This is a genomic window from Chitinophaga horti (assembly GCF_022867795.2).
GTDB classification, from domain to species: Bacteria; Bacteroidota; Bacteroidia; order Chitinophagales; family Chitinophagaceae; genus Chitinophaga; species Chitinophaga horti.
The window spans coordinates 3,754,013-3,775,368 of sequence record NZ_CP107006.1 but is presented as its reverse complement, the minus strand read 5'-3'; the positions used below and the strand labels follow the sequence as shown (position 1 = coordinate 3,775,368).

The 21,356-nt window shown below is 48.3% G+C and carries 19 protein-coding genes; 14 read left to right on the top strand and 5 right to left on the bottom strand.

Annotated elements, in window-relative coordinates; all coding sequences use genetic code 11:
- The first annotated feature begins 19 nt into the window (after positions 1-19).
- The 9 genes from MKQ68_RS15225 to MKQ68_RS15185 all read left to right on the top strand — a co-directional run bounded on the left by MKQ68_RS15225 (position 20) and on the right by MKQ68_RS15185 (position 12,359).
- Positions 20-808: a hypothetical protein gene (locus MKQ68_RS15225; RefSeq protein WP_244839604.1), complete on the top strand. Its 789-nt coding sequence runs from the start codon at positions 20-22 to the stop codon at positions 806-808.
- Positions 809-822: 14 nt separating this feature from the next.
- Positions 823-1,596: a hypothetical protein gene (locus MKQ68_RS15220; RefSeq protein WP_264279865.1), complete on the top strand. Its 774-nt coding sequence runs from the start codon at positions 823-825 to the stop codon at positions 1,594-1,596.
- A 257-nt stretch (positions 1,597-1,853) separates the two neighbouring features.
- Positions 1,854-2,426 (top strand): RNA polymerase sigma factor, encoded by a 573-nt coding sequence (locus MKQ68_RS15215; protein ID WP_264279864.1) that lies wholly within the window; start codon positions 1,854-1,856, stop codon positions 2,424-2,426.
- Positions 2,427-2,523: 97 nt separating this feature from the next.
- Positions 2,524-3,717 (top strand): FecR family protein, encoded by a 1,194-nt coding sequence (locus tag MKQ68_RS15210; protein ID WP_264279863.1) that lies wholly within the window; start codon positions 2,524-2,526, stop codon positions 3,715-3,717.
- A 309-nt stretch (positions 3,718-4,026) separates the two neighbouring features.
- The gene (locus MKQ68_RS15205) at positions 4,027-7,404 is read left to right on the top strand and encodes a SusC/RagA family TonB-linked outer membrane protein (protein WP_264279862.1); all 3,378 of its coding nucleotides are present in this window, start codon (positions 4,027-4,029) and stop codon (positions 7,402-7,404) included.
- 11 nt (positions 7,405-7,415) lie between these two features.
- Complete coding sequence (locus tag MKQ68_RS15200; RefSeq protein ID WP_244839593.1) at positions 7,416-8,846, top strand: RagB/SusD family nutrient uptake outer membrane protein; 1,431 nt, start codon at positions 7,416-7,418, stop codon at positions 8,844-8,846.
- An 81-nt stretch (positions 8,847-8,927) separates the two neighbouring features.
- A complete protein-coding gene (locus MKQ68_RS15195; protein WP_264279861.1) occupies positions 8,928-9,872 on the top strand; it encodes an ABC transporter ATP-binding protein in 945 nt (314 codons plus the stop codon).
- Positions 9,869-12,079: a Gldg family protein gene (locus MKQ68_RS15190; RefSeq protein WP_264279860.1), complete on the top strand. Its 2,211-nt coding sequence runs from the start codon at positions 9,869-9,871 to the stop codon at positions 12,077-12,079. Before MKQ68_RS15195 ends, MKQ68_RS15190 begins: the two co-directional genes overlap by 4 nt.
- A 94-nt stretch (positions 12,080-12,173) precedes the next feature.
- A complete protein-coding gene (locus MKQ68_RS15185) occupies positions 12,174-12,359 on the top strand; it encodes a hypothetical protein (protein WP_264279859.1) in 186 nt (61 codons plus the stop codon).
- Positions 12,360-12,363: 4 nt separating this feature from the next.
- On the opposite strand, the gene MKQ68_RS15180 is transcribed toward MKQ68_RS15185, so the two are convergent.
- Positions 12,364-12,798 carry a VOC family protein gene (locus MKQ68_RS15180; protein ID WP_244839587.1) on the bottom strand — a complete coding sequence of 145 codons (435 nt, stop codon included), beginning with the start codon at positions 12,796-12,798 and terminating at the stop codon, positions 12,364-12,366.
- A 190-nt stretch (positions 12,799-12,988) separates the two neighbouring features.
- Here MKQ68_RS15180 and MKQ68_RS15175 point away from each other — a divergent pair, with 190 nt between their 5' ends.
- The 5 genes from MKQ68_RS15175 (at position 12,989) to MKQ68_RS15155 (ending at position 16,901) form a co-directional block, all read left to right on the top strand.
- Positions 12,989-14,005 (top strand): sensor histidine kinase, encoded by a 1,017-nt coding sequence (locus MKQ68_RS15175; RefSeq protein WP_244839586.1) that lies wholly within the window; start codon positions 12,989-12,991, stop codon positions 14,003-14,005.
- Positions 14,002-14,760 (top strand): LytR/AlgR family response regulator transcription factor, encoded by a 759-nt coding sequence (locus MKQ68_RS15170; RefSeq protein WP_264279858.1) that lies wholly within the window; start codon positions 14,002-14,004, stop codon positions 14,758-14,760. Before MKQ68_RS15175 ends, MKQ68_RS15170 begins: the two co-directional genes overlap by 4 nt.
- An 86-nt stretch (positions 14,761-14,846) precedes the next feature.
- Positions 14,847-15,752 carry a DUF6268 family outer membrane beta-barrel protein gene (locus MKQ68_RS15165; RefSeq protein WP_264279857.1) on the top strand — a complete coding sequence of 302 codons (906 nt, stop codon included), beginning with the start codon at positions 14,847-14,849 and terminating at the stop codon, positions 15,750-15,752.
- Between the two features lies 1 nt (position 15,753).
- Positions 15,754-16,596 (top strand): lysophospholipid acyltransferase family protein, encoded by an 843-nt coding sequence (locus MKQ68_RS15160; protein WP_349773789.1) that lies wholly within the window; start codon positions 15,754-15,756, stop codon positions 16,594-16,596.
- Positions 16,593-16,901 (top strand): hypothetical protein, encoded by a 309-nt coding sequence (locus MKQ68_RS15155; protein ID WP_264279856.1) that lies wholly within the window; start codon positions 16,593-16,595, stop codon positions 16,899-16,901. The genes MKQ68_RS15160 and MKQ68_RS15155 overlap by 4 nt, the downstream gene beginning before the upstream one ends.
- Before the next feature lie 472 nt (positions 16,902-17,373).
- On the opposite strand, the gene MKQ68_RS15150 is transcribed toward MKQ68_RS15155, so the two are convergent.
- Genes MKQ68_RS15150 through MKQ68_RS15135 form a run of 4 tightly spaced genes read right to left on the bottom strand, consistent with a single transcriptional unit; the run spans position 17,374 to position 21,349 of the window.
- Positions 17,374-18,597 (bottom strand): TlpA disulfide reductase family protein, encoded by a 1,224-nt coding sequence (locus MKQ68_RS15150; protein ID WP_264279855.1) that lies wholly within the window; start codon positions 18,595-18,597, stop codon positions 17,374-17,376.
- A gap of 7 nt (positions 18,598-18,604) precedes the next feature.
- The gene (locus MKQ68_RS15145) at positions 18,605-19,630 is read right to left on the bottom strand and encodes a TlpA family protein disulfide reductase (protein WP_264279854.1); all 1,026 of its coding nucleotides are present in this window, start codon (positions 19,628-19,630) and stop codon (positions 18,605-18,607) included.
- Positions 19,627-19,872: a hypothetical protein gene (locus tag MKQ68_RS15140; RefSeq protein ID WP_264279853.1), complete on the bottom strand. Its 246-nt coding sequence runs from the start codon at positions 19,870-19,872 to the stop codon at positions 19,627-19,629. The genes MKQ68_RS15145 and MKQ68_RS15140 overlap by 4 nt, the downstream gene beginning before the upstream one ends.
- A gap of 43 nt (positions 19,873-19,915) precedes the next feature.
- A complete protein-coding gene (locus MKQ68_RS15135; protein ID WP_264279852.1) occupies positions 19,916-21,349 on the bottom strand; it encodes a RagB/SusD family nutrient uptake outer membrane protein in 1,434 nt (477 codons plus the stop codon).
- Between the last annotated feature and the right edge of the window lie 7 nt (positions 21,350-21,356).

The following is a 21,356-nucleotide window of genomic DNA, read 5'->3' as shown; positions in this document are numbered from 1 at the left end:
GCATCAACATAAAGAAATTATGAAACTATGGACTATAAACCGTGTGGCGTTGGCAGGTGTTTGCCTGTACGCCCTGGCGGCCTGCAATAAAGGTGAAAACGATTTGCTGAACGAGGTGAATGTAATACCCGTATCATTTAAAGGTTTTAATGGCGGTACAGGGCAGCTGGATGTAAAGCTGGACACATTCGATACGCAGATACCATCGAACAATGCGTTTGACTTTACCCAGGCCGTATCGTTCCTTAACGGCCACAAAGAAGTGAAGTTATCGGTGACCGATGCCGCAAATGATAAAGTGCTGCTGGAAAAGACGGTAACGCAGGCCGATGCGCCGTTACGGATCAACTTCCTTTACCTCGACGGGACAGTTAGCGACCTGCCCAGGGTGGCGCCGATTGAAACCGGCAAATTAAAAGCAAGTTTTATGTTTCGTCCGACCGTGACGAAATACAGCGGCCCGGTAGATATTGTACTCGTGAAGTACTACGTAACGCCGAAGGTGATAGAAGAACTAGGGAGGATCAACAATGTACAGCCCAACACGTTCAGTGAAACGGTGACGATTCCTTCGTTTTCCACCGCGCAGCAGCAGTATAACGGGCAGCTTACCGCCGTGCAATTCAGGGCGCTGATCTATAAAGCGGGTACAACTGAGTATTACACGCATGGTACTGGTTACGTGTGGAACATCTCCACCACATCCGTGCCGCTGCCGGCGGCCTCGGCATCATCATCCAAAGCTTTCGTGTTCAGCGAAAGCCCGCAGGGTACCACGATGCGTTATACCAAGAATTTTGAACTTTAAAAGACATTATCACTATGAAATCAAATGTAAATATATGTTTACTATTCCTGCTACTGTTTACCGCCTGTAATAAGGAAGAACTGAGCGCTGAAATGGCCGCTTATGTGGTGGTGAACGGATATAATGGCGGTGAAAATGGACTGGAAATCGCTATTGATACGACGCGTTATACGGCATTTACCAAAATTGTGCAGTCCGCAGGAATAATAGGTTTCGGAACGGTGTACACCTACCGGCAGGGGCAGCACGAACAAATACTGACCGTCCGCGATACAGCTACCAAACAGGTGGTTTTCAGTAAAACTGTGGATCTGTCGGCGGCAAAAGTGGCTATCAATTTCACTTATGTTGATGGTAAAACTACGGAGTATACACCGCCGGCGGTTGACACAGCGACGAACAAACTGTTGTTTTATGTAAACTTTCCGGAAGATGAAGCACCTTTCGACATGTTCCTTTACCGGAAGGATGCAAGTACAGGGGAGGAGCTACGTTACTATCTGGCGAAAGACGTGAAGCCAGGCAGCTGGATTACCGTGAATTACCTGGCCGCACCGGGTTTTGAGACCACGGTGGCATTGAGCAATACCAGTATTTATTTCACAAAGGCGGGTACTACCGACCAGTGGGCCTTCCGGGACAATGAGTCCGTGAGCAGAATGTCCGCAGGAGGTTTGTATTTGCCGGTTACTGGCGAAAAGGGACTCGTGCAGCCATACTACCTGTTGCCGAAAGTCTGGCAGCTGGAGCATGCGCGGATGTTCTTCTATCCCGGTCGGGCAAAATAACTTGCCACCAATAGCCTACAAGGGCTGACCAATAGTAAATGGTCAGCCCCTTCTTATTCGTATAGCGGATAGAAGACCCGGCTTTTACGCAATTCTGAAAGTCTTCACTGTTTTTTATTCAGCCCCTTCGTCTCGCAGGCACCACCCATTGCATTTTCGCTCCTTTTTCACGAGATTTACCCCTGTTTCAATCAAAATCATTCATCCGTTAGCACCTTTCACTATTAATCACCGCGTCATTGAACGACCGTCAGATAATGGATGTTCCAGGATTGTATAAACGTGTGGCCGCCGGGGAGGAGAGCGCATTCAGGGAGCTGGTGGAGCTGTATGCCCCCAGGCTGCAGGCGCTGGCCGTTCGCATTACAGGCGATCTGGCCGTGGCGCACGATCTCGTGCAGGATACCTTTCTTAAAGTATGGCTCGCCCGCGACCAGCTTACGGAGCTGGACCAGCCCTCGGCATGGATCAAAAAGATCTGCTTCTTCCTCGCTATCAATTATGTTCGCCGGCAAAATATCCATGGTAAAGTAGTAAACGCTGTTGGGCAGGATGCGCTGCAAACGACTTCCGCTGCCGAGATGCTGGAGTTTAATCAGCTCCTGGGGCTGGTGAACAAAGCTGTACAACAATTACCGGAAAAGCAGCAACGCATTTACCGCCTTAGCAGGGAACAACACTTAAGCATTAATGAGATAGCCGAACAGATGGGCCTGGCTGTCAGCACGGTGAAAAATCTGATGGTGATGGCGCTCAAAAATATCCGGGAGTCGCTGCAAAGGGCCGGCTACCCGCTGTTTATCCTGGTATTGCTCGACATTTTACTATGAACACCTCCCGCAGAAAAAAAATTTGACTTTTTTCGGTACCACCGCTTTCCCCGATTGTCTGGTATAGAAGGGGTGCATCACATTTCATACTACTATTATGGAACACAAAGCCCGATTAACATATTTGCTGGAGCGCCTGGCCAACAACACTGCTACGGATGCCGAGCTGGAGGAGTTGTCTGTCCTTATAGGCCGCGATGAACCCGGTGCCGGTGTGGAAGACGCGGAGGAATGGCTGGAAGCACATTCCACTCAGGAGCTGCCGCCATACGACCGCTCGCAGTGGATGCAGATGGCCAGCCAGATACTGAAGGCAGACAAGTTGCCTGCACATCCCGAGGTAATCGTACCCCGGCCGCGTGTACACTTCCTGCACCGCTGGTGGTGGGCCGCAGCCGCTGTGGTGGTAATGGCCGCAGGTGTGTGGATGTTGAAAGGCCGGCAAACACAACCGATGCCTGTGACGGCTTCTCTGAACGTGCAGGATGTGGAACCGGGCAGCTTTGGCGCGGTACTTACCCTGGCCGATGGATCGCAAATGGTGTTGGATAGTGCGGGCAATGGCATCCTCACCAAACAGAACGGCACCACGGTAATATTAAAGAACGACGGACTGCAATACACGCCCGGCTCTGAAAACGCGTCGGAGCCGCAATACAATACGATCACCACTTCTAAAGGCCGCTCGTACAACATCACACTGCCTGATGGCACAAAAGTGTGGCTTAATGCCGAGAGCTCACTGCGTTTCCCGGTGGCTTTTAATGGCAATAACCGGGCGGTGGAGTTTTCAGGAGAGGCTTATTTTGATGTGCAGACGAATGCCATGTCACCTTTTATCGTAAAGGTATCCGGCAAGGTGGATGTAGAGGTCCTGGGCACGCAATTTAATATCAGCGCTTACGCGAACGAACAAACGAGTTATACCACCCTGATCACCGGTGCTGTAAAGGTAACGCCCTCAGGTAAAGCGCCGCTGGTGCTGAAACCAGGCGATCAATTGCAGCACGGCGCAGGTGGAACAAATGTTATCAGCAACACAAACATGGATAAGGCCATCGCCTGGAAGAATGGCTTGTTTAACTTCGATGGGGTAGGACTAAGGGAAATGATGCGCCAGTTGGAACGTTGGTATGACCTCGAAGTGGTGTATGAAGGTAATGTGCCTGACGTCGTGTTTTTCGGGGAGATGAGCCGGAAACTAAAGCTGTCGGACGTACTGAGCGGGCTTGAACGCTCGGATGTACACTTCAGGCTGGAAGAGGGGCGTAGGCTGATCGTAATGCCGTAATTATTTAAAACGAGTATATATCAACTAAAATCACCAGTCCGAAATAGAAACGGAAGTGCGCTAACACTTCCGCTAAAAATTGTCGGGTTGTAGTAAAACGGGTTTCGAGACCTCCTTTTTTAAACAACCAAACGTTGCAAATCTATGCAAAAAACTGCTTACTGGAGCCGTGAGGAATTGCCATGCCGGCTGCCAACCAAAATCCTTCGGATTATGAAACTTACCAGTGTTCTCCTTCTAGCCATTTGTGTACATGTATCGGCCAGTACGTACTCGCAGTCGATTTCCTTTTCAGGAAGATCGGTGCCGATGAAAAAAGTGTTTGCTTCTATTAAGCAGCAAACAGGTTTTGTAGTATGGGGAAAGTCGGAACTGCTGCAAAAGGCAGGCACCGTTTCCGCATCGGTGCAAAATATGCCGCTGCTCAGTTTCCTGGACTTGATCATGAAAGATCAGCCATTTAACTACAGGATTACAGATAATACGATTTTCCTCTACAGCAAAAACGATGCTGCAGTGGCGGTCGTAGCAACATCTGTAGCCGGCCGTGTGACAGACAGTCTGGCCGTTCCGCTCATTGGTGCAACGGTCTCCATAGTAGGTGGCGGGCGTTCTGCCATTACCGATTTGCAGGGCACTTTTACGCTGCCGGTTAACGTTGGTAATGTGATCCGTATTAGTTTCATCGGTTATCAACCTAAAGAAATTACGGTGACTGCTGCCATGCTGCAAGCTGGTACGGTGGGTAATGTGGTATTATCTGCCATGTCATCCAGCTTAACAGAGTTGAATGTAACCGCCAATACTGGTTACCAGAATATACCGAAAGAACGGGCTACCGGCGCTTTCGGCGTAGTGACAGAAGCAACGTTGAATGCCAGGATGGAAACCAATATCCTGGAAAGGCTGGAAGGCACGGTGCCGGGGCTGTTTATGCAGAACGGTGCGGTGAATATTCGTGGTCTTTCCACTTTATATGGTACGAGAAGTCCGCTGTATGTGGTGGATGGCTTTCCGTATGAGGGCGATCTTAACTATCTAAACCCGGCCGATGTGGTGAATGTGACCGTGATGAAGGATGCCGCGGCCACGTCTATTTACGGAACACGTGCAGCCAATGGCGTTATTTCCATCACCACCCGTTACGGCAGCAGTCGTAAGCAGACGGTGAACTTCAGCAGCACGGTGTTCATCTCTCCCAAACCAGATGCCGATTATATGAACCTGTTCGATTCGAAAGGCATGGTGGAACTGCAACAGGAGTTGTTCAACATATGGCATCCTTCTTATAGCGAGCTGCTGCGCCGTACAGGTCAGCACCAGGCGCTCGAGGCATTGTATCAGCATGAACAGGGGCAGATCACGCAGGCCGAACTCGACGAAACGTTGAACCGGTTGAAAGGTCAGGATGGTTTGAAGCAAGTGCAGGACCTCTATATGCGCAACCGCGTAAGACAACGTCATGCGTTTTCCGCCAGTGGTGGCAACGATATTCACCAGTACAACCTGGCGATGAACTTCACCGGGGCAAATGAATATGCTTTGAAGACAGGCTCCTCGGATGTGAACGTAACACTGCGCGATAAAATGAAAGTGTTTAAATGGTTGGATGCAGAAGTAGGTGCGCATACGAATATCCGCAAAGGAAGTTTTATCCGCGAAACGCCGGATCGACTTTACTTCAACATGCCTTACGAAATCCTTCAAAATCCTGATGGTAGCCCTGCCGCCTATACCAAACTGAAATCGGCTTACGAAATAGAGCGGTTGAAGAGTGTGGGTCTTTATGATGAAACGTTTAATCACTTGCAGGAACTCGATAACCAGGACCTTTCTTACGCTTCCAACTACTTCCGGTTACAGGGCGGTTTTACAGCAAGAATTATCAAAGGTCTATCGCTCGACCTGAAGTACCAGACTGAACGTGGTGCTGGTCTTACAAAGGAATACTACAACGGCAATTCGTACTACGTTAAAAATATGATCAACGACGCTGCGCAGCTGATCAATAATGAACTCATCAAAAATGTGCCCGACGGTGGACAACTCTATGAAAACCGTTACAATTCAAGATCATACACCGCGCGTGCGCAGCTTAACTTCGACCGGCGCTTTGGTATGCAGCACCAGGTGACTGCACTGGCAGGCTTTGAAGCACGTGCTATTCAGAACAAAGCCACCACGGTGTTTAAGATGGGCTATAACGATAACAATCTTGTATTTTCACCGGTAGATGAAGTAGCGCTGGGCAACCTGAAAGGCACGCAATCACTCGGCAGTGATTTCATGCTCCAGTTTAACCGATACAATAATTTCACAGAAGAGGAAGATCGTTACATATCGGCTTATGCAAATGCCGGATACACCTACAATGGAAAGTACAACGTTACCGGAAGCGTACGTGTAGATAATTCAAACCTTTTCGGCACAGATCCCCGTTACCGCTACCTTCCAGTCTGGAGCGTTGGCGGAAGCTGGCGATTGACCGAAGAGGATTTCATGAAAGACGTGACCTGGTTAAGTAATCTGACTATTCGCTCCACCTACGGTTTAGGTGGCACGGTAGCCCGTACAGTAGGCCCCTACCTGCAGGCGCGTACCACCTTCTTTTCGGAGGCCGAAGCCGCAGCCACAGATATTATCCTCCCGCCTAACAAACTGCTGCGTTGGGAAAAAACAGCAACTACGAACATTGGTATCGATTTCGGTTTCCTGAAGAACCGCATCTCCGGATCGCTGGATTACTACATCCGCAAAACATCTGATCTGTTGGGAGAGAAAATGATCGATCCCACGAACGCCTTCCCAAGTGCGCTGATCAACTACGGTAGCCTGAATAACAAAGGCGTGGAACTATCGCTGAACACCGCGAACATCGTCGATAAAAATTTCAATTGGAGCAGCACACTGTCATTGAGTTTCAATAAAAACAAAATGACGGAAATCAATATCAAGGATGCAAACATCTATGTGCTCACACAAGGTTATGGCGTAAACCGCATTGGTTACCCAATGGATGCTGTATTCAGCTTCAAATATGGCGGACTCGATCCGACCAATGGGTCTGTAATGGTATACGATGCGAAAGGCACCCTCGTGAAAAACTATGATCAGAATGGCAATATTGTGGCCAACATGACCGATATCAACGCGCTGGAATATAGTGGTACACTTCGTCCCAAGTATACTGCGGGTTTTACGAACAGCTTCAGCTACAGGCAGTTTTCGCTCAACGTCATGTTGATCGGCAATGGCGGCAATGTGATCCGTGATGTGGTGCCAGCTATTTCCAACAACTTCCCGCCCCGCAATACCGACCGCCGTTCGGCTAACTTCTGGCGCCAGCCTGGTGACGAGAAAATACCTGGCATGATGCCCGCTCCGGATATCAAAGGTAATGGCGGCACGTACTACACGCTGCTGCATTATGCCGGAAACAACAACGTGTTGAAAGGCGATTACATCAAAGTGCGCGACATCGCCCTTGGTTACAACTTTGCGCCGCTGTTACCCGGACAAAAGAAACTGCAGAACGCGAAACTCACCTTGCAGGTGCAAAATCCGTTCGCCTGGTTCAGGAACGATGCGGGTATAGATCCTGAAGCATATTATCACGCTGGTCAGTACGCGGAAAGACTGCTGCCCGTAACCCGCGTATTCATGACAGGTATTGATATCACTTTCTAAAACGAGGAATCATGAAGAAACTAACTTTATATATCATTAGTATCGTTGCACTTACCGGCTGCGACAAATTCCTGGATATTCAACCGAAAGATAAATTTATTCCGACGACCACCGCCGATTTTGAGAATATGCTCAACTCCGGTACCACGGTGAACTTTGGCGATTACTTCTGGGATCTTCAGAGCGACGATGCCTTTCTGCCGGAAGGGGAGCCGGGCAACCTGTATTCGAAACAACAGCTGCACGGCCGCCGGATCTATACCTTCAATACCAACCCGTACGACCAGGGTGCAAATGATTTCCTGTGGAGCGAAGGCTATAAACGCATCTTCTACTACAATACCATTATCAACAATATCATGGATGCGACGGAAGGTACGGAAGCCAATAAGAAAGCCGTGCGTGCAGAGGCGTTGCTGCATCGCGCGATGGAACATTTGCTGCTGGTGAACGTGTACGCGCATCACTACGATGCAGCGAAGGCCGCTACGATGCCAGGTGTGCCTTTGGCGCTGGAGGCCGATATCAATGCAAAATTCGATCGCAATACCGTGGCCGAAGTGTACGAACAGGTGATCAAGGATGCTACTGAAGCGTTAAAGGATTTGCCCCTCAAAAATAAACTCACCAAATTCCGGGCTTCGAAAGCCGGTGGATATGCGGTCTTGGCGAGGGCTTACCTGTTTATGGGCGATTATGAAAATGCCCGCAGCAATGCGAATGAAGCCATTGCCTTACAGGGAACGCTTAAGAATATGAACGAGTATAAGATACTTATTCCTGGTCCCTTCCCGAACGTACCGGGGGCACCGCTGGGCTGGACGGATATTCCGGACGGGCAGCGTAACCCGGAGAGCATTGTGGCCCGCCACTTCCTGCGCCCCTTTGGTTTGGCGATGGACGTATGCGCCTCGCCGGAATTGAGCGCCCTGTTTACCAACGACGACAAACGCTGGACGCTGTACTACGCCGACGGCTGGCCGCCAGCGCCACCTTTCAACTATATGAATCGCTATAAAGTAAAAATTTACCTCCGTGGCGATTTCTATAACAATTATCTCAATGTGCCCGAGATGTACCTCGTACGCGCCGAATGTAATGCCCGCGAAGGCCTTAAGAACGAGGCGCTGGCAGATATAAATAAGCTGCGCGAGCACAGGATTACGCCTGCTGCCTACAAAGCGTTTACGGCGGCCGATTTCGGTAATAATAATGAACAGGTATTACGTTTCGTGCTGGAAGAAAGAAGGCGCGAACTTGCTTTCACCAACATGCGTGTGATCGATATGAAACGCCTGAACAAAGAGACCCGTTTCCAGAAAACCGTGAAGCATACAGCGGAAGGCACTGAGTACGAATTGCAGCCGAACAGCGATAAATACCTGCGTCAACTGTGGCCTAACGCGACCGTGTTTAACCCGGACTGGCAGCTAAATCCATAAAATAAAAATCAGCCATATGCCTGGTATGGTGCTGGTATAACGCCAGCACCATTCACCTCCTATTGCGTAATCATTCTAACAATGCAAGATAATATCGTAAAAATCGAAGGGCTGTACCACCGCTATAGTAAAGACTGGGCGGTGCAGAATATCAGCTTCGAGATCAACAGGAACGGTATAGTCGGATTACTTGGCTCCAATGGCGCCGGTAAATCTACTACCATGAACATTTTGTGCGGTGTGCTGAGCCAGACCCGCGGCCGCGTGCTGATAGAGGGTATTGACATGCGCGAGCAGCCGGAGGAAGCGAAAAAGCGGATCGGCTTTTTGCCACAGAACGCGCCGCTTTACCTGGAACAAACCGTGGACGAATATCTTACCTATTGCGCGCATTTGCGCCTGATCGAGAAAAGTAAGATCAAAGCAGCTGTGGATACCGTGAAAGAACGTTGCGGCGTAGCACACTTCTCTAACCGGTTGATCGGGAATTTGTCCGGCGGTTATCGTCAGCGTGTGGGCATCGCACAGGCCATTATTCATCGCCCTTTGCTGGTCGTACTGGACGAACCGACTAACGGCCTTGACCCTAACCAGATACTGGAAGTGCGTCAATTGATCAAAGAGATTGCGGCAGATAGGTCAGTGATATTTTCATCGCATATTTTGTCGGAGATACAGGCAACCTGCGAGGATATTATTATGATCGAGGGGGGAAAGATCGTGTTTAAAGACACCATGGACACCTTTAACAACTACATAGAGCCCGATAGTTTTGTGGCCACCATGGAAAACCCGCCGCCAGCCGAGGAATTACGTTCGATCAAAGGCATCAAAGAAGTGACCTACCTGTCGGATAAAACCGTTCGCGTGCGCTTTGAAGTAGCCGCCGATATTGCCGAAACCATCGTGGAAACCAGCGTTCAGCGCAAATGGCGGCTGAAAGAGATCACCCTGGAGAAGAGCTCACTGGATGCCATTTTTGCCCAGTTATCCAACAAAACATTTAAACACACCGAACAAAAATGAAAGTAATATTCAGAATAGCCCGCCAGGAGCTAAGCCTCCTGTTTCATTCGCCTGTGGCCTGGCTCATACTGATCGTGTTTCCCATACAGATCGGTGTTAACTTCCTCCATTATATCCAGATGATCGGTCGCGCCCAAAGAATGGGGAATCACTTTTCCGATGTCACCGCCATGATCTACGCAGGCTTACAGGAAGGGTTTTATCCCGGTGTGAAAAGCACCCTGTACTTCTATATTCCACTGCTCACCATGGGGCTGATCAGCCGTGAGATGCACAGCGGTTCCATTAAACTGTTGCTCTCTTCTCCCATCAAAGTAAGAGATATTGTATTGGGTAAATACGTGGCCATGATGGGTTACGGCGCGTTGCTGCTCGTAATTATTTGTCTGTATGCCATAGCCGGTTCTTTTTTCATTACCAATATCGATTGGGTGTTCCTGGTTTCCGGCGCGACAGGTCTGTACTTGCTCATTTGTGCCTATTCCGCTATCGGTCTGTTTATGAGTTCACTCACCACCTACCAGGTAGTGGCTGCGATCAGTACACTGGCCGTATTGGCGGGTTTGAACTTCGTTGGTGGACTGTTCCAGGGTAACGATACCGTACGTCACATCACCTATTTTATCTCTATTGCCGGCAGGACCGAGCAATTTATTTTCGGCCTGATCAGCACACAGGACATTGTTTACTTCCTGATCGTGATCGGCTTCTTTTTAGCCATTACCACCATGCGATTGCAGGACCAGCGCGAAGCCAGGCCAGCAGCAGTCCGCACCGTGCGTTACTTCGGACTAGTCGCCCTTTGTTTTGTCATTGCTTACATCAGTACCATTCCATCCCTTACCGGTTACGTGGATATGACGGCCACGAAAACCCACACCCTTGGCGCTCAAAGCCGCGCGTTGATCAGCAAGATGGAACATCCGCTGAAAGTGACTACCTATGTGAACATACTGGATAACAACTACTACCTGGGCGCCCCCGAAAAGAAAAGCGAAGACGAAAGGATACTGACGCCCTACCGCCGCTTCATGCCCGATATGGAAATGAAGTACGTGTACTACTACGACTTCTCCAATAACGAAGGCCTGTATAAAAATTACCCCGGCGAAAGCGATGCTGCTATTGCAAAAAAAGTAGCCGACATCCAGGACCTCGATTACAAAAAAGTGCTGAAGCCCGAAGAAGTGCGCAAGCTCGTGGACCTGAACCCCGAAGAAAACCGCCTGGTGCGGCTGCTCGAGTACGGAGAAAAGAAAACCTTTCTCCGTTACTATAACGACATCCGCATTTATCCCGGCGAACAGGAGTTTACCGCAGCCTTAAAGCGATTGATCACACCTGCCGAAATCCCTTCAGTAACCTTCGTTCGCGGTAACGGCGAACGCAGTATTACCAAAGCCGGCGACGCGGAGTTTCGCACCTTCGTAAACGAATTGGCTTTCAGGGGCGCGCTCATTAACCAGGGCTTCAACGTGGATACCGTGAACCTTGCACAGCAAGACATCCCCGCCTCCACAAATGTATTGGTCATTGCCGACCCTAAAACCGCCTTTACTCCCGAAGCGCAAGCTAGGCTGACTGCATATGTGGCCAGCGGCCGAAACCTCTTCATCATCACCGAACCGGGATCGCAGGAGATCGTGAAGCCATTGCTGGCACAGATCGACATCCATCCCGGTGACTCCGTGATATTGGAAGAAAGTCGCGATTATGCGCCGGATTTCATCCTCGCCAGGTTTGCTGATAGTGCGGGCAGCATTGCGCCGAAACTCGGCGGTTACAAGGCTGATAATGGCGTAGTGTCGATGGTGGGCGCTATTCCGCTGGCGTACGGAGATTCTTTGGGTTTTAATACCGTTCCATTGGTGGAGGCTAAAAATAAGTCAGCACTGGTGGTGGCGGCCTCGCGTACTGTAAATGGCAAGGAGCAACGCATCATCGTAAGCGGCGATGCCGACTTCATGAGTTCGAGCGAACTGGCGCGGCGTAAGCCTTACAACTGGAACCAGCAGTTGATTACCGAAGCGTTTCGCTGGTTTACGTACGGAGATTTCCCGGTGAATACGGGGGCTATTCGTTCTAAAGATGTAATTGACAGCGATGATAAGGGGATTCTCACTATGCGGATTATATTCTTTGGGTTAATTCCTGGTACGTTGTTGTTGTTTGCGGCAGGCTTGTTGCTATATAGGAAAAGAAGATAATTTTTTAGGGAGGTCTGGTCAGGCCTCCCTTTATCCTGATTTATCGTATTTTGCGGGTAAACCCATCGTCATTTATTACAGACAACTATAACTTATGAAAAAGATACTTTTATCTGGCCTGTTGTTAGGCGTTGTGTTGATCAGCCTCGGCGTGCTTTGGAAAGTTAATCATTGGAGCGGTGCCTCAATGCTGTTAAACTTGTCACTCGCCGGTTTTGGCCTGTTTGTTATTTGCGGAGTTGCACTAGTGCTAAAGTCGATTACCGCCGCGAAAGGATAGATTTTTAATTACTTGCCCTCGGGTCAAAATTCACTATCCATTCAATGCCATATTTATCTCTGAACATGGCAAAATAGGCTCCGTCTGGATTTTCGTTAAGCGGTACTTCTACTGTTCCGCCAGCTGAAAGTCCATTGAATAATTTGTCAGCCTCGTCCTTGCTTTCGGCTATTATTGAAATCTTACTTCTGTTTTCCTGCTCATTGACGGTGCCCATAAAACTGGGTACATCATTTCCGATGAGCATATTACTCTTGCCAATGGGCAATGCAATGTTCATGAGTTTGTTTTCCTCCTTTTCGGGGATGGGAAATTCGTCGCTCGCAATGTCTTTGAAGCGGATGATTTTTGTAAGCTCTCCTCCGAATACTGATTTATAAAATTGAAATGCTTCCTCGGCATTTCCGTTGAAGTTGATGTGTGGATTGATGATGGGCATAATTTTGTCTTTAGTATGGATCAAATGTAGGGATTGGAATTGAAATCGGGAGGGTAGGAATGTGACAAAAGGAGGGTGTTTTTGCGTCGGGGAGCCTTCTGAAAGACGGATTCCTCAAATCCATCCCCTTTAAAATGAAGTCCATCGGATGATTCTCCCAAATCCATCGGGTAAGCCTTATTTTTGGTACATGGATCAACTTAAGAAAGTAAAGGTAAATACGCTGCTCATTTTTATCTTTTCCACACTCATCTATGCTTTGTGCCAGTTGCTGTTCAGCATAATTTTAATGAAGGAGGATTTATGGACCAATTTCCATATTCAGCTCTCGGCGCATTACATAGTAATTCTCGCCATGTGCATTGCCGATTACGGTCTGCTCCTGCTATTGAACAAGTATACGAGGAATATCCTGTACCGCATTATTGCCGGTCTTACAGGTCTCACCATTATTTGCCTGGTGCTGTTAGGTGCTTTCAATTTCATGATATACAACGTGTTCAATGTTTCCAGCGTAGGAATGCCTTCCTTCCTGGTGAAGTTTGCTTTTGCGATGACCACCAATATTCCCATTTTGTTGGCGTTTGAGTTAATCTATTACTTCCGGTCGGAGCAAAAGGCCATTGCTGATTCAGAGAAGGCGAAAAGAGAAGCTTTGCTGTTCCAGCATGAAACGTTGCGGGCGCAGATCAACCCACACTTCTTGTTTAACTCGCTGAACGTACTGTCTTCACTGATCTACGTTAACCCGGAAAATGCCAATAAGTTTACCAAAGCGCTCTCGAAAACTTATCGTTATGTACTTTCACTCAACCAGCAACCACTGGTCTTAGTGAAAGACGAGGTTGAAGCCCTCCACTTCTATATGTTCCTGATGAAGATGCGGTTTGAGAATTGCTTTACCTTTCTGCTGGAAAAAACACAGCTGGCCGACAAGCATAGGATAATCCCGCTAACGCTGCAACTACTGATAGAGAACGTATTTAAGCACAATATCGCTACCGAGGATTCCCCGCTGGTCATCAAAGTAATTATTGGTAAAGACCTGCTCGTCGTGCAGAATAACATCCAGCCATCCAATGATATTGATAAAGCCGGCATCGGGCTTAAATACCTGACCAGGCAATATGCTTTATACGGCAGGGACGTCGTGGTGGAAGACAACGGGCAATTGTTCACCGTAAAAATACCTTACATTGAATTATGAAGTACCTTATTGTTGAAGATGAAAGGTTTGCGTATGAAGAGTTGAAGCGCATGATGACGGCCTTACGCTCCGATTATGTAATGGAACAATGGACAAAGACTGTCGTTGAGACGATTGCCTGCCTTAAAACCAGCAAAGTGGATTTAATATTGATGGATATCCGGCTGTCCGATGGTAACTGCTTCGAGATATTCAGCCACGTATCGGTGAACACGCCGGTGATTTTCACCACGGCTTACGACGAACATGCGATTAAAGCATTTAAGGTAAACAGCATTGATTACCTGCTGAAGCCCTTTGATGAAAAGGAGCTGGAAGCTGCGCTTCACAAATTTGAACAGCGGATTCTCCCGTCTGCTGCAAGCACCACACCACACAACCTCGAGCAATTACTGATCAACAAAATCAAAAATCGATTTCTTATATCGAAGGGAGATAATTACCATTATATCGAAACGGCTGATATCGCGCACTTCTACAGTGAGGAAAAGGTAGTGTTCCTGCACACGTTTCAAAACAAACGGCACATCATCAATTATACGCTGGACCAACTCGAAAACCAACTTGACAAACGCCTGTTCTTCCGCGTATCGCGTAATTGCATCGGCCAATTAAAGGCAATTGAAAATGTGTCCAAATACTTCAACAGCCGGTTAAAACTATCGTTTGTTCCCGCATGCCCGCATGAGGTACTGGTTAGCCGTATTCGTGTGCCGGACTTCCTCAAATGGATGGATGGCGTCATGGAGTCATAATCCTGAAATTCATCCTGTCGATCCTGAACTCTGTCGCTTCTCACTTTATAGTCCGTTATCAGGAGTCTTTCTTTGTTAAAAAAAAGATGAAAAAGACGCTCGCGTTATCGTTACTGGCACTCTGCATATACCCTGCTCTACTCGCCCAGGTCACGTTTAAAACTGAATATTTCGGACAATCGCACTATAAGGTCGCAGAAGGGGAAACGAGCCAACGTATCGGTGATAGCAAAGGATCGGCCATGGTTTTCCAGGGTGGCGTAAACATCCCTATCTCTAAAAAAACGGATATCAACAACCGGCCCACTGTGTGGTCTGTTAGTGTGGGAGGTGCCTATGCAAGACTCAAAAACAAGAATTTTACCGAGCCACTGGTGATAGACGAGCTTCTCAATATGGGCGTAAGCCTGAATCACCTGAGACCATTAAACGATAAATGGTCATTGATGGCAAACGTTGGTGGCGGCGTATTTATGCCCGGTACCGACCTTTCCCGTATAAGCTTGAAAAATGTATTGGGTAGCGCCGGCGTGATATTTATTCGGCATCTGCGGCCGAATCTTGATTTAGGTGGCGGGCTCGCGCTAAATAACTCCTTCGGCGTACCCATGGTGTTTCCGGCTGTTTACCTTAACTGGCGCACAGAGGGGAAATACGATGTAAAGATTGCTGTGATAAAAGGACTCGAGGTAGCCGCAGGTTATGAATTCTCCGAACGCCTTCGATTAGACCTTGTGGCCGAAATGAACGGTCAGACTGCGCTACTGGAACAAAACGGACAGGATAAGATGTTCTCGCATGTGTATCTGGTAACCGGCCTTCGCCCTGAGTTCAAAATTGGTAAAAAAATTTCCATTCCGATTACTGTGGGCTTGAGTGCCTGGCGTCCGGCAAGCATCAATGACCGGAAACTGAAAAGCATCTTCCGGGACAAGGAGTACTCTTTCCAGGCATCAGGTTACGCATCTGTTGGCATTAAAATGGCATTTTAAGATGAAGCTGTTATATGGTCTGTTTTACCTTCTCAGTCTTCTGCCGATGTCTTTTCTTTATGGCCTGAGTTCATGTACGTTTTTCCTGGTCTATCACGTGTTTGGATACCGGAAATCTGTAGTGATCCAAAACTTGGCACGTTCGTTTCCTGAAATGAAGTACGGGGAAATACATTGCATTGTGAAGAAGTTCTACGCCAGCTTTTCCGACTACTTCGCCGAGATGATCAATAGCATATCGGCCCCGGCGACAATAATGGACAGGAAAATTGTATTCGACAATCTTGAACTGCTGAACGAGTATTTGAACGCCGGGCAAAACGTGGTAGTCGGCCTCGGGCATTGCGGCAATTGGGAGATGTTAAACTTCCTGCCCTATAAGCTGCAACATGAGGTGTATGCCGTGTATAAGCCGCTCGGGTCGCAGGCCATGAATAAACTGATGATCAGGATACGATGTCGTTTCGGTATGCGGCTACTCACCGATAAGTCGGTTGTACGGCATATGCTCACGCAGTTTTCATCGCCGGCAGCTTACCTGTTTCTCGCTGATCAATGCCCGATGATCAAAGATGAAAAATATCGGTTCATCCTGCTGCACCAACCCACTTACCTGTCATCCGGTATGGAAAAACTTGCGCGGATCACCGGGTCTGCGGTAGTGTACATGCACATCGCGCAGTTGTCACGAGGGTGCTACAAAGTAAGTTGCCTGCCTATATGCGCCAACGCGGCCGCCATGGCCGAAGGTGCTGTCACCCGCCGGTATGTTGATCTGTTGGAGGGCAACATCCGGGAAGAGCCCTACGGCTGGTTATGGACACATAAAAGATGGAAACGATGAGATATCTATTTATTAGCGAAAATGAATTGCTTTATGATTTTGCCGATTTTTTGTGGAACAATGGGAACAGCATATACGTGCAGAAATGCAGCGATTATGATTGCGTGGTGATGATCCAGGACGGCAATGTTTCCTTTGCCGGGCAAGCCATTACCGCGCTGGTTTTTGCAAATGATGGTATTTACACTAATGCAATTCCTTTTCCACATAAACTGTTTCATATCGAGCAGCTGGACCAGCGCGGGCTGGACCGATTTCTTGCCTGGTGTAAGAAGTTCAGGTTGTTTGGGTACAATGAGCCGTAAACTTGCTTGTTGGCCCAGACTGATGACCGATATTAATTGACGGCTATAAGTTGCTACCGTAATCTAAGCTTTGCGGCAAAAAAAATGCGTCTTTCCCATCGGGAAAGACGCATGATAAAAATAGTCGTGGAGCTAATGAGCTTACTATCGAATCCTTAGTTCCTGTATTACAATTACTTAATAAAATATGCCAGAACAGGGATAAGAAAAGAAGATGATCTAATGTGTGATCTGGATTTAGAGGACATCAGGAGTGGGTTTGGTAGTCTGAACCTGACCTCTGTAGTTAGTCTGGTGTCTTAATAATCAAGCTTATCATGCTCAGTCCTTTTATCCTCTCGTTTGGCTAGTGAAGCAGGTAGGAACAATATCCGGGGTAAACTTAAGATGATAAATAATGCCGTACCCAGGTACGGCATTATTTATCATTTGTGAAGAACGCAGGTAGTCTTGGCAACGGCCTGCAGCACGGCTACCTGGCGGTGAACCTATTTCCATATATTTCAATAAGCTTTTTATCCATATATGCACCGCTCATATTTCTGTCAACAATTCGTCCGTCGGGGCCGATCAGTACGCAGAACGGAATCCCGCCGAAGTAGTTATAAAGGTGCTGGCCTTTTTTCGCCTCTTCCTTATTCAGATAAGCGAACTGAGGCCATGGCAGCTGTTCTTCGCTCATCGCCTTTGACCATCTTGCCTCGTCCATATCTACCGAGATGCCAATAATCTCCAGGCCCTCGGGATGGTACAATTTATAGGTCTCTTTAACAAAGGGAAACTCTTTACGGCAGGGGATACACCAAGGACCCCAAAAGTCCAGAAGTACATACCGCCCTTTGCCAACCAGCTCGGATAGCTTTACCGGCTTTCCGTTTGTATCCTGTAAGTTTACATCCGCGTAGTGGCTACCCGTGGCCGACTTTTTTATCTCGCCTGCCTGCTTCAATGTAGCCCTGTGATAGGACGTGGCCTTCACTTTTGCTGAAAACGAGTTCAGCAGATCCTCGATTTCACCCGAGGAAAAGAACCCGATGTTGGAAGCATAATTCTTACGGATGGCATAAAGTGCACCGGGGTTGTCTTTATTCCGTTGAATAAAGGAAATGATCGAATTTTTGAACACACTGTCCGCACGGTCCAGTTTGCCGATTAGATCAATGCCTTCGGACAACGATACATTCGGCCGTTTGTTCAAATACTGCTTGTAGGATTTTTTCAAGGGAGCGGACGATGCCAGGGCAGTGGATTCGATTTGCAGATATCCCATATAAGCTTGGTTGACCAATGAACCGGAGATTTTCACTTTAGAGAGGTCATGCCCTCCATATAAAGAACTCATCGGAATGTCCTTCAGGCTGGCCTCTATCTGAATGGTACCTCCGTCAATCAGCACAGGTATCGACGGTCTTGGTATGTATTCAAGCTTATTGTTAACAAAACTGCGGTCCTGCGTTAGATAGATCCTGACCACATATACTTCGGGAATATCGGTTTTCCCCCTGAACTGGAACCGACCTTTATTAATGATGGCACTGTCGACCACTTCCCTGTTTCTTTCATCGTCGCCGCGAAGCAAGTACACCGTTTTTCCCTCCACATCTCCCGTCAGTGTGCCGTTTATGAGGAATGGCTGCTGAGCCTTTACTGCAAAGCCCAGCAGCAGGAGAAAAGCCGTTATTTTAATAGCTCTCATCATCTATTTATTTACTTAGTGTGATCATTGCCTCAATTTCTTCCATCAGGTCTGCGTCGGAACTGAAGCCGGCCGCCCGGAAGCGTAGCATTCCGTTTTTGTCAATGACGAATTTTGCGGGAATGTTCTTGGCATTGTATTTTTTCGCCACCTCATCCGTGTTGTCCATAAGGACCTGAAAGGTGTATTTCATTTGCGTCATATAATCACGGGCGTTTTTTTCCTTAGCATCGCCACGCTCGTAGGTATCGATGAACAGGAACTGCACCTCCGGATCATTTTTATATTTGTTGACCATCGCCTGCATGGCAGGAAATGCCGCTTTGCAAGGGCCGCACCAGGTAGCCCAGAAATCCAGCACGACCGTTTTGCCCCTCAGACCCGCCAGGCTTACGGATTTTCCGTTCAGATCTTTTAAATGGAAATCGGGTGCCTGTTCGTTGAGCATCTCCTTTTGTAGTGACTTGATTTTCTCCTGAAGTTTGTCTCCGTTGAAGGAAGCCAGGTAACTGTCGAAGCCTGTCTCACTGCCCTTCTCTTCAACATAGAAAGTCCTCATCTTATCGATGATCCTGGCCGTTGCCATCCCGTTCTTCACCAATGTTTCCATTTCAGCTTTAAGCTGGGATTTGGAAACCATTTCGGTGGCCAGCGCTAAATAAGCATTGGTAAGATCAGCCTCTTTTCGGTGGGTGTTGTAGGTCATTGCTTCTTTATAAAGATCCAATGCTTTTTGCTTTTCCCCTTTCTTGGACAACAATGCTGCATAGTCAGCGGTAAACATGGCATAGGCAAATCTTCTGCCCTCGCTTTCGTCAGCGGCCTGCAACATCTTTTGTTTTGCCCAGGCCCTTTCTTTTTGGATCAGCTGACTGGCGAAATCCAGGTCAATACCTTTCCTCACCAACCGACGGGCGTATGCCGCAGTTGCAAAATGAATCCTTTCTGTTCCGGTCACCTCGCCCAGTTTGGCTAAATACCGCTTGAAGCCATCAAAGTCTTCGGCTTCCAGATAAGCATACAGCGGAGTCACCCTGTAGATATCGCGCTTGCTTTTTTCACTGGCCCATGCTGTATCGGTGTCAATTTTTTTAGGATGTCAGCAGCGATCAGTTCAGCATTCCGGCCGTCTGGCTCCACATATAGTTTTTGGATGAGTTGCTCACGATCGGACTGGCTTTTTGATTTTGCCTGGGTTCCGCTTTCTGCAGTCTGTGCGTGGATCGCCATTGGAAAGAGAAGTGTGAGTAATATAATGACTGGTTTAAGTTTCATATGAATATTTTTATCACGATTGTTTAACAACGTTGATTGTAATCTAAGGGTTATCCTGCATGCCGGGATTTTCGAATAATACCTTCGGCGGCAGTTTAAATGTCAGCCTGTCGGCCGTTAGCGTAAAGGTTTGCGATATGTTTCCGTCAGCCGTGTATAAGATATGCTGCTTGTTCACCGTGCCGTTGAATTCAGGATCAACCGAAAGGCGTCTCATGTCAAACCAGCGGTAACCCAGGGCTGCAAATTCCCGGATGCGTTCCTCCAGGATAAATTTCACCAGGGAAGCGCGGTCTGCGGCAACCGGTGCAGGGACCGAAGCGTCTGCCGCAGGCATTCTCTTGACCCTTAACGCTTCCAGGTCACTAACAGCTCCTGTGAGATCGTTCAGACGTGCCCTCACTTCTGCACGCATCAGGTAAACATCAGGGACGACCATGCCGATGATCGGTGAAAAGGGGGCGACCCGTTGCGCCATATTCCGCGGGAATGCTGCTCCTCCGGGAAAGGGGTTGTTCCGTGTAAACACTCTGCGCTGGTCAGATGCTCCATAAAGCGCCATTGTCTCCGGCCTTAGCAGCAGGGCGTTGGTGAGGGACGTCCAGTCGCCCATAGTTTGCCTGGAGTAGAGGCTTTCCTGATTGTTATACAGGTTGGGTATACTTGGTCCGAATTCAGTTACCGGGGCCAGAGGGCCGGTTGCAAAAGCCGTGTTATAATCATACAGTATCACGGGGTAGGTTGAGGCGGCAATGCCGGCCATGGCGTTGTTCAGGTGCGGAAGCGCTTCGGTAAAGTTCCCCATGAACAGATAGGTTTTGGCAAGCAGGGCTTCAGCTGCAGGTCTTGACATCCGGAACCTGTGTAACGGAACAGGGCGGAGACCAGGGATGGCGTCCTGAAGGTCTTTGATGATGAAGTCATACACCTCTTTGACGGTGGACCTCGGAAAATCACCCATCGTCACATCGGCTTCCCGGATGATTGGAAAACCAGGGTCTGCAGACGCGGTGGAGGCATTGTATGGCTTGGCGAAGATATTGATGAGCTGCAGATAGGTCCATGCCCTTCCCGCCAGTGCCTCGGCCTTTACCTCGTTTTTCTGCGCATCACTGCCATTTTTTGAGTCGCTTACTTCGTTAATGATCTTATTGTAAATATATAGTGCGGTGGTCGGGTACATAATCTCCGGGGCATCCTCCTCCCGCTCGTAAATGGTGCTCTCCCATTTAAAGGCGCGCTGCTGCTGGAGCGTAGTTCCGCCAAAATAGGGCTCAATTGCCGCCATCTCATCACCCATGGCCTGCGCGTAGGTCATAAATTGGTTTCCCAGTGTCAGGCTGTTCAGCAGCAGGTCATAGTCAGCGGTTGTTTCCGCAATTACTTTTCCTGAGGGCGTGATTTCAAGAAAGCTCTTTTTACAGGCTCCCAACGTTAACGCCAGTAAAAACAAGGTTGAATATATAGTATGTTTCATTTCTCTA